Origin of the sequence: Mesobacillus sp. (assembly GCF_049588175.1) — a bacterium.
Classification (GTDB): domain Bacteria; phylum Bacillota; class Bacilli; order Bacillales; family Cytobacillaceae; genus Mesobacillus.
This window is the reverse complement of the sequence record NZ_JBAVFI010000014.1, coordinates 1-9,910: the sequence shown is the minus strand read 5'-3', so window position 1 is coordinate 9,910 and position 9,910 is coordinate 1. Positions and strand designations below refer to the sequence as shown.

Genomic DNA, 9,910 nt, shown 5'->3' with positions numbered 1-9,910 from the left:
CGCGGAATAGAATTGTCTAAAAAGACTTGAACATTAGAAAGAGATTTATTCAGCCCACCTAAACGTATTTTTTAAGTATAATTTCTCCTCTATCTGAATCAAAAGTTATAAAATTTTACTCTACAGGCTAGAAAAATAAATAATACGAAAAAAATATCAAAAAAACATATACAAACACTAAATTATTATGGTAATATAAACAACGTTGTCACCGAATCGACAAAATGCGATAAGAACTGCAAGCTTGAGAAGAGACAGTTGTTCAATCGTAATTAATACGAGCCATTAGCTCAGTCGGTAGAGCATCTGACTTTTAATCAGAGGGTCGAAGGTTCGAGTCCTTCATGGCTCACCATTTCTATTATGGCCCCTTGGTCAAGCGGTTAAGACACCGCCCTTTCACGGCGGTAACACGGGTTCGAATCCCGTAGGGGTCACTTTAATACATATTTATTACGGCTCAGTAGCTCAGTCGGTAGAGCAGGTTTCTTGCTCCGTTGTATTGGCTTCTGTGGAAACCTGCGAGAAAGACCGAGAGGTCATTCGAGCAAAGGGTCCTAAACAAAACAAAGTTTAGGATACAATATTATCATGGCTCAGTAGCTCAGTCGGTAGAGCAAAGGACTGAAAATCCTTGTGTCGGCGGTTCGATTCCGTCCTGAGCCATTAAAAAAGGGAGCGTGTCATATGACATGCTCCTTTTTTTGTTTATTTGTAACACAATTGTAATATTACTGATAATTTTCATCATGCACAACTGGATTATGTTGAAAAAAAGTAAAAAAAAGATTCCCCTCCCAAAAGTAGGATAAAAGCCTTAGTATGACTGGGTTTTTACCTCAGTTTCAATAAAAAAATACCGGCATGCGTTACCAAATTACTTACAAAAAACGTAATTTAATGTCAGCTATTATACATTTTTGTTACATAATGAAGTCTAGCATTCTTATTGATACATTTTATGGTAAAGTATAAAGGTACAATTTTCTGAAATTGGTTATATAGTACTAGATTTATATATTTTGTTTTACCGTAGTGTAGGAGGATCAGAATGAAGAATTTAAAAAAGAAGCTGTCCAGTCTTGCCGGCAAAACATCTAAAACGGCAATCAAGAAGTCAATCATGGCTGCAGTCACTGTAGCTGCTTTGTCATTGGGTGCTGGTAACGTCGCATTTGCTGCTGAGTCAAATCTAACAACTGTATATTATGTCTATTTAAATGATAAATTCGTAGGAACTGTAGCGGATAAAGCTGAAGTTGAAAAAATGGTTGAAGAGAAGTTAACATCTGTTCAAAAAGAATATAAAGATCTTGATGTTGACCTTGGACTTGATGTTTCTTTTATTCCTGAACAGGTTTTTTCTTCGGCGGCAAATGCTGCTAGTTCAGAGGTGTTAAGTGCAATCAAAAGTCAAATGGCTGTTCAGGCCGAAGCATCAGCTCTTGTTATTGACGGTGAGCCTGTAGCTTACTTAAAGAATCAGGAGGCATCTGAAGAAGTCCTGAAAAAAATGATGCTTGAATATGTAAGTGAAGAAGAATTAGCTGGAGTGGAGAATAGAAAGAAATCTCCTAATTTACCAATACCCGAAGTGAAAGAAAATGAAACTCGTATATTAGACGTTCGTTTTACGAAAAATGTTTCGCAATCATCAGAAAAAATTAACCCGGAAAAAATCTTAACGGTTGAAGAAGCGATTAAGCTTCTTAAAAAGGGCACGCTTGAAGAACAGAAGTACCAGGTTAAAGACGGGGATGTCTTAAGCAGCATTGCAAGCTCACATAATCTGAAGCTAACTCAATTACTTTCATTAAACAAAGGGCTTAATGAGGATTCAGTTTTGAAGCCTGGCCAGGAGCTTAATGTAACGGTGTTAAAGCCTTTTGTAGAAGTGGTTGTTGATCGCCAGGCTTATGTAAAGGAAGAAGTTGCATTTCAAAAAGAGGTTGTAAATAACCCGAAAATGTTCAAAGGCGATACGAAAAAGCAGCAAACTGGCAAGAATGGTGTAAACGGAAAAATTTATGTAACATCAGAAAAAAATGGTCAGGTTGTAAAAAAAGAAGCGATTAAAACAGAAGTACTTCAGCAACCGGTAAATGAAATCACCATCAGAGGAACAAAGGTTATGCCTTCTCGTGGAGACGGTACCTTTGTATGGCCGACTAACGGTGGTTATATATCAAGTCAGCAAGGATATCGCTGGAGCAGGATGCATAAAGGAATTGACATCGCCAGGCCTAGTAACTATACAATTAAAGCCGTTGATAACGGAGTGATTGTTTCAGCTGGTAATAATAATGATGGATACGGCAATAAAATCATAATTGACCATCAAAATGGGTATAGAACGATGTATGCTCATCTTGCCTCTATTACAGTAAGCACGGGCCAGACAGTAGCTCGCGGTTCAAAGATTGGCGTTATGGGAAGGACAGGCAATTCTACTGGAATCCATCTCCATTTTGAAGTTTATCAAAATGGGAAGTTGATCAATCCAATGTCTAAACTCAATCGCTAAACTTATATGGAAAGAAGTCTCTAGACCACCTAGAGACTTTTTTCATTAAATCGGGCAGTTTTTTTATTGTAATGGACAGGATTGGTACAATTGGGAAGAGAAGAAGAGAAGTTATATAACAGATAAATTCAGTTTTTTGCTGATTTAAAGTAAAATAGATAAGATAGGATTATTATAAAGTAGGCAACGGCCTGTATTAGAAAGAAACAGGCAAGTTTAACAAGCCATAAAGCAAACAAAAATTTATACAGGGATTTATTTTGGCTAAAAAAGGAGAATTGGTATGGAGAAAAAAATCTTGGTTGTAGATGACGAAAAACCAATTGCAGATATTTTACAGTTCAACTTGAAAAAAGAAGGCTATGATGTTTATTGTGCTTATGATGGAAACCAGGCAATTGAAATGGTAGAGGAAATCCAGCCGGATTTAATCTTACTTGATATCATGCTGCCAATGCGTGACGGTATGGAAGTATGCCGTGAGGTCCGTAAGAAATATGAAATGCCGATCATCATGCTGACGGCTAAAGACTCTGAGATTGACAAGGTTTTAGGCCTTGAACTTGGTGCTGATGATTATGTCACGAAACCATTCAGCACAAGGGAGTTAATTGCAAGGGTTAAAGCTAACCTGCGCCGTCACCAGCAAATTGCCGCACAGGCTGATCAGGAAGAGGAGTCCAATGAAATCACAGTTGGTTCTCTTACGATTCATCCGGATGCGTATGTTGTTTCAAAAAGAGGTGAAACAATTGAATTGACTCACCGCGAATTCGAACTGCTTCACTACCTTGCGAAGCATATTGGCCAAGTCATGACGAGGGAGCACCTGCTGCAGACTGTCTGGGGTTATGACTATTATGGAGATGTCCGTACGGTGGATGTTACTGTAAGGCGACTCCGTGAAAAAATTGAAGATAATCCTAGCCATCCGTCTTGGATTGTGACAAGACGAGGAGTAGGCTACTATTTGAGAAACTCTGAGCAGGAGTAAGGAGCGGGAATGAAGAAGGTAGGTTTTTTTCGGTCCATTCATCTTAAATTTGTGATTATCTATGTATTGCTTATTTTAGTTGCCATGCAAATAATAGGCGTATATTTTGTCCGTAAGCTAGAAACAACCATGATGACAAACTATCAGGATTCCGTAAAGTCTCGCGTGGACCTGTTAGTCTATGATATTCAGGAAGAACTGCTCAAGGAACGAGGGAAAGAGGATCCGACAAAGGAAGAAGCCATTCAAGAGATTTTAAGGGATTATAAAACCTCTAAAACCTCAGATATCTCTGAGATAAGGGTCATAGATGGCGGGAGCTTTAAAATCCTGGGTACCTCCAGCTCCACAAATCCGGGGCTTGTAGGGCAAAGGACAACCGACCTGAAAATAAAGCGGTCCATCGTCTTTGAAGAAGATGAGGATGTCATCCAGATGGACAATAAGACAGGCAAGAGAGTGTGGGTCCTCTCAACTCCGATCATGCATAACAATGAAGCCATCGGTGCTGTTTACTTAGTAGCAAGAGTCGAAAATATATTCACACAAATGAAGGATATTAACAAGATCCTGGCCACTGGAACAGCGATTGCGCTTATTTTCACTGCCATACTTGGCGTCCTGCTTGCCCAGACGATCACCAGGCCGATCTCGGATATGCGTAAACAAGCTTTGGCGATGACACGAGGGAACTTTTCACGGAAGGTTAAGGTATACGGTTATGATGAAATTGGTCAGCTGGCGATTACCTTCAACAACTTGACCAAAAAGCTTCAGGAAGCACAGGCTACGACAGAGGGAGAGAAGAGGAAGCTATCTTCTGTTATCTCTTATATGACCGATGGTGTCATTTCAACTGACCGTAAAGGACGGATTATCCTGATTAATGAGCCAGCAGCGCAAATGCTTGGTGTTTCACGTGAAACAGTTCTTTCTCAGCCGATCGTATCTGTACTTGGTCTTGATGAAAATTATACATTTGAAGACCTCCTCCAGGAAAAAGACTCAATCGTCCTTGATTACAGTACAAAAAGCAAGCCGTTTATTTTACGGGCAAACTTTTCGATTATCCAAAAGGAAAGTGGCTTTGTGAATGGTTTGATTGCCGTTCTGTACGATATAACGGAACAAGAAAAGATTGATCTGGAGAGGCGTGAATTCGTTGCGAATGTTTCTCACGAGCTGAGGACGCCGTTAACGACGATGCGAAGTTATTTGGACGCATTGGCGGAAGGAGCATGGAAGGACGAAGAAATTGCGCCTAATTTCCTTGAAATCACCCAGACTGAAACTGAGCGGATGATCCGCCTTGTGAATGATTTGCTTCAACTTTCCAAAATGGACAGTGTCGATTATCGTCTTTCGAGGGAATGGGTGAACTTTCCGGTCTTTTTCAACCGCATTATCGACAGGTTTGAAATGACCAAAAACCAAAACGTCACGTTCGTCAGGGAGATTCCGGAAGACGCGATGTTTGTAGAAGTGGATGAGGACAAGATTACGCAGGTCCTTTACAATATTATTTCAAATGCGATGAAGTATTCGCCAGAAGGCGGAACAATCACCTTCCGGACGAAAGAAATGGAAGATAAAATCACCATCAGCATTTCTGACGAAGGTGTAGGAATTCCCAAGGATAATCTTGATAAAATATTCGACCGTTTCTATCGCGTGGATAAAGCCAGAACACGCAAACTAGGAGGAACAGGACTGGGACTGGCGATTGCGAAGGAAATGGTTAATGCCCATGGGGGAAGAATTTGGGCAGATAGTGTGGAAGGAAAAGGGACAACAATCTATTTCACCCTTCCTTATGACCGGAGTGAAGAGGATGATTGGTCATGACATATGAAAACATTAAAACAGCAATCTTAACTTTTCTTGTCCTTCTCAGCGGTATATTGACCTGGAATATTTGGACTTACCAGCCGAACTATGAAAGTGTCGGCAATCAAAAGACCGTCAATGAGGTAAGCATTGCTACACAAAAGGAAATAAGAAAAATCGTAAAGCCTCACCAGGTCATATACCATGTTGAGGGAAAACAATATGGTGCCATTGATAATGACCATCTAGATAAAATCATGAATGTCATTACGAAGTGGAAATTTTACGATGTAAAAAAATATCCGGGGCGAATTACTGACTTCAATGACCGGATTGCCCAGGGAGCACACACAGAGATTATTTTTCCGGATGAAGTCCCGATCGAACTATATAAAAGGGTCTTGAATATCGATGATAAAGACTTGCCGAAATTTGATTTTGACCGCATTATCATAAAAACAGAAACCCAGCAGAAGCAAGAAGGAATTATCTATTTTTATTCGCAGAGGAATCAGCAAGTCTATGAAAGTAACGTAAATCCTTCATTTATAAATGATTTTGCAGCTAATTATTATAAGAATGCAGGCAGGCTGGCGCCGTATTTCGAGCATGATATTTCTGATATTAAGCGAATCTATTTGCCATCTGATCCAACCGACATGGTTAAATACACGTATTATCAAAATCCGCTGGACTCCGAGAAGTTCAAAGAAGCGCTTTTCAAGGACCCAAGTTTTGTTCAGAGAAGTGTATCTGATTATGGAGAAGAGTATACCGATGATGCCAGTAAAATGACGGTCGATAGTCAGACGAATATGATTTATTATGTCAATCCAATCCGCGATCGTGAGTCTGTGATTGGAACGAGCAATGTTCTTCAGAAGAGTATCGAATTTGTGAACAGTCATGGCGGGTGGACAGAAGCATACCGTTATGTGTACAAGGACGATTTTAACCAGAGAGTCCTTTTCAGGCTATACAGTAAGGAAGGCTATCCTATTTTTAACCAAATGGGCATGTCTGAAATCGAACAGCAATGGGGCCAATTAGAAATAAGCAGATACATTCGTCCCGGATTCCATTTGGAATTGCCATTGAATCCGGATGTGAAAACGAAAAAGCTGCCATCTGGCCTTAAAGCGTTGGAACTTTTGGAGAAAAGGAAAGATTTCAATCCTGATTTGCTTGAAAATCTTATGCCAGGTTATTATATGACGCAGGGACCGGGAGATTCTCCTTTAATCCTGTTAGAGCCAGGGTGGTTTTATCAATATGAACAAGAATGGCACGAACTGGTCTGGGAGGAGGGAATGAAGAATGGATTGGAGTAGAATAAAAACAATCTTTATTCTGACATTCCTCGTCCTGAATATCTATCTGGTTTATCAATTCATGAACACAAGGGATGCTGCCCAGTACGAAATCATTAAAGAAGCCTCTCTAGAAGAAAAGCTTAAGAATGATTCCATTCGATATCCTGAACTTCCTGAAACAAAAAAGGAACGTTATATCAGTGTCAGGACAAAAGTGTTTAAGAACGAAGAACTAGATAAAATAAAGGAACAGGTTATCAATCTTGGTGATGGAACCGCGATAGAAGCTAAGCTTGCAAAGCCAATCAAGCTTTCGAGTAAGTTTGAACCGGCGGAACTCTCTGGATTCATTAAGTCGAATATCTTTTCTGGGGAACAGTACAAGTTTTGGAAAAAGGATGACGAAACCAAGACCATTACTTATTACCAACAGTATGATAATAAAACTTTTTACTATAACAGCAATGCGAGATTGACTTTGTATTTTAATGAAAATAATGAAGTGGTTTCATATAGACAGACCTATTTGGAAGTCATTGATGAGCAGCTTTCCGACGAAGAGGAATTGCTGACACCATTAAGAGCGATGGAAACTCTTTATAAAAAGGGGCTGCTGAAGCCGAAAAGCGAAATCACCAAAGTTGAACTGGGATACTCGACACTCGTCTCGCTGACGGCCTCACATGTGGTAACGCCTACGTGGAGGCTTGTCGTGGACGGCAAGGAGAACCTTTTTGTCCATGCATTTGAAGGACGGGTTATTCCATTGACTGACGGAGAAAATCAAACAACGGAGTGAGAGATATGACATTGCATTTTAGTGTTCTCGCCAGTGGGAGTACGGGAAATGCGATCTATGTGGAGACGGAGGGCCAATCCTTTTTGGTTGATGCCGGATTGAGCGGCAAGCAAATGGAGGCTTTATTTAAGCAAATTGGCCGCGATATGAAAGACCTCTCTGGAATATTTGTGACGCATGAACATAGCGATCATATAAAAGGCATAGGAATCGTTGCCCGAAAATATAAGCTGCCGATCTATGCGAATGAAAAAACATGGAAAGCGATGGACGGCTTGATTGGGGAAGTCCCACTAGACCAGAAGTTCAGCTTTGATATGGAAACCGTAAAATCCTTCGGCGGCTTGGATATAGAATCCTTTGGGGTGTCACATGACGCTGCCGAGCCGATGTTTTATGTGTTCCATAAGGACGGAAAGAAATTAGTGCTGATTACAGATACAGGCTATGTAAGCGACCGGATGAAGGGAATCATCTCCAATGCTGATGCCTATGTATTTGAAAGCAATCATGATGTTCAAATGTTGAGAATGGGAAGATATCCATGGAGTGTTAAACGCCGAATTCTTAGTGATTACGGCCATGTATCGAATGAAGATGCTGCCGTAGCAATGAGCGAAGTCGCAGGCGATAACACAAAGCAGATTTATCTTGCCCATTTAAGCCTAGATAACAATATGAAGGAGCTTGCAAGGATGTCCGTCGCTCAGACATTGGAAAGCCATGGAATCATTGTAGGAGAACAATTCGATCTGATCGATACAGATCCGAAGACCCCGACTGCGCTGACAGCTATTTAGTATGTTTAATAATGAAGGAGTAAAGGTATCTGTTAAAAGGATGCTTTTACTCCTTTTTGTTTGGCTATAATCATGAAATGGGCTTAGGATTTAGTAATTAATGATAGAGGTAGTATAATAATTTGTATAATTGATATGTAAAAGATAATTGTTCAATGAAAGGGTTGGTGGACATTGGGTTATTATGATCAAGATCATCAAAGCCGGTACAAATCGCAAAGCGGCAGAAGGGGCGGAACTTTTTTAGCCAGCCTGTTAGGTGCAATCATTGGGGCATTATTAGTTATTTTTACAATCCCGACCTTATCTAAATTAGATATACTCCCCTATAAAATTGAAGCTAACAATCAAAAAGCAGTAACAGATGAGGAACAGGCCACCTCTCGGGACGGTACTACTTCCACTAGGAATGTCTCCATCGATGTTTATTCAGGAATTACCAAAGCTGTAGACAAAGCCGGTGATGCTGTAGTAGGCATAACGAATATTCAGCAAAGCACGACCTTCTGGGGACAGACACAGGAATCAGGCGGAACAGGTTCAGGCGTTGTTTATAAAAGAGCCGGCGATAAAGCCTATATCGTAACCAATCACCATGTGGTTGCTGATGCTACAGAACTAGAAGTCAGTCTTAGCGATGGGACAAAAATTCCCGCAAAGCTTCTTGGCAGTGATATTTGGACAGACCTTGCTGTACTTGAGGTACCTGCTGATAAAATAACGGTCGTTGCTGAATTCGGCAACTCGGATAAGTTGAAGCCAGGTGAACCAGTTATTGCAATCGGTAACCCCCTAGGACTAACTTTTTCAGGATCTGTTACTCAAGGCATTATTTCCGGCACAGAGCGGGCAATTCCAGTTGATATCAATCAGGATGGAACCCCTGACTGGCAGGCAGAGGTCCTGCAGACAGATGCCGCAATCAACCCTGGTAACAGCGGCGGAGCATTAATCAATATTGAGGGACAGGTCATCGGCATAAACTCGATGAAAATCGCACAAAATGCGGTTGAAGGAATCGGGCTTTCGATCCCGATTAACTATGCTTCTCCAATTATTGATGATTTAGAAAAGACAGGTGAAGTAAAGCGTCCGGTAATGGGTGTAGAGTTGGCATCTGTAAACGAGATTTCTGCTAATCATCAGCAGAATACATTAAAGCTTCCAAAAGATGTGACCTATGGTGTGGCGATTAAGAGAGTTCAGCCTAACTCTGCTGCTGATAAAGCTGGATTGCAGGAGCTGGATGTCATTGTCGAAATGGATGGGAAAGAAATTCGCGATGCTGTTGATCTCAGAAAGCACCTATACAATCAAAAGAAGGTCGGCGATGAATTGAAGGTTAAGTTTTACCGCAATGGCAAGCTTCAGGAAACAACATTAAAATTAGGCGGCGAAACATTGTAACGGCTTGTGGGTAGATGAGCAGGAAGCAAATGCTTCCTGTTTTTTATGTTAAAATAGTCTGTGGATAATTTAAATTCTGATTTTTAGTGAATGATAAAAATATAAAAAAGCCAAGAAGGGATTTGGAAAAATGAAGTATTGTTGCAGTGAACATGTAGAATTAGCGCTAGATGAAGCAGTGGATGAGTATGAAACAGCACCACAATTAGAGAAGTTGGAGGCTGTGGAAAACTCGGGGTTTTCTTG

Annotated in this window: 8 protein-coding genes and 3 tRNA genes; all 11 read left to right on the top strand. The window is 40.6% G+C overall.

The genetic code is table 11. The features are described from left to right. The first annotated feature begins 279 nt into the window (after nucleotides 1-279). A tRNA-Lys gene (locus WB217_RS00295) sits at nucleotides 280-355 on the top strand. A 10-nt stretch (nucleotides 356-365) separates the two neighbouring features. Next, a tRNA-Glu gene (locus WB217_RS00290) sits at nucleotides 366-437 on the top strand. A gap of 156 nt (nucleotides 438-593) precedes the next feature. Continuing rightward, nucleotides 594-666 (top strand) — tRNA-Phe (locus WB217_RS00285). 385 nt (nucleotides 667-1,051) lie between these two features. After that, nucleotides 1,052-2,524: a peptidoglycan DD-metalloendopeptidase family protein gene (locus tag WB217_RS00280; RefSeq protein ID WP_423989547.1), complete on the top strand. Its 1,473-nt coding sequence runs from the start codon at nucleotides 1,052-1,054 to the stop codon at nucleotides 2,522-2,524. A 283-nt stretch (nucleotides 2,525-2,807) separates the two neighbouring features. Further along, a complete protein-coding gene (gene yycF, locus WB217_RS00275; RefSeq protein WP_423989545.1) occupies nucleotides 2,808-3,518 on the top strand; it encodes a response regulator YycF in 711 nt (236 codons plus the stop codon). 9 nt (nucleotides 3,519-3,527) lie between these two features. After that, nucleotides 3,528-5,363 carry a cell wall metabolism sensor histidine kinase WalK gene (walK, locus tag WB217_RS00270; protein ID WP_423989543.1) on the top strand — a complete coding sequence of 612 codons (1,836 nt, stop codon included), beginning with the start codon at nucleotides 3,528-3,530 and terminating at the stop codon, nucleotides 5,361-5,363. Beyond that, a complete protein-coding gene (locus tag WB217_RS00265) occupies nucleotides 5,360-6,676 on the top strand; it encodes a YycH family regulatory protein (RefSeq protein WP_423989541.1) in 1,317 nt (438 codons plus the stop codon). Before walK ends, WB217_RS00265 begins: the two co-directional genes overlap by 4 nt. Continuing rightward, the gene (locus WB217_RS00260) at nucleotides 6,663-7,457 is read left to right on the top strand and encodes a two-component system regulatory protein YycI (RefSeq protein WP_423989539.1); all 795 of its coding nucleotides are present in this window, start codon (nucleotides 6,663-6,665) and stop codon (nucleotides 7,455-7,457) included. The genes WB217_RS00265 and WB217_RS00260 overlap by 14 nt, the downstream gene beginning before the upstream one ends. 5 nt (nucleotides 7,458-7,462) lie before the next feature. Continuing rightward, complete coding sequence (locus WB217_RS00255; RefSeq protein ID WP_423989537.1) at nucleotides 7,463-8,257, top strand: MBL fold metallo-hydrolase; 795 nt, start codon at nucleotides 7,463-7,465, stop codon at nucleotides 8,255-8,257. Between the two features lie 174 nt (nucleotides 8,258-8,431). Beyond that, nucleotides 8,432-9,664: a S1C family serine protease gene (locus WB217_RS00250; protein WP_423989534.1), complete on the top strand. Its 1,233-nt coding sequence runs from the start codon at nucleotides 8,432-8,434 to the stop codon at nucleotides 9,662-9,664. A gap of 130 nt (nucleotides 9,665-9,794) precedes the next feature. Next, a partial coding sequence (locus WB217_RS00245; protein WP_423989549.1) for a CxxH/CxxC protein occupies nucleotides 9,795-9,910 on the top strand: 116 nt, incomplete at its 3' end.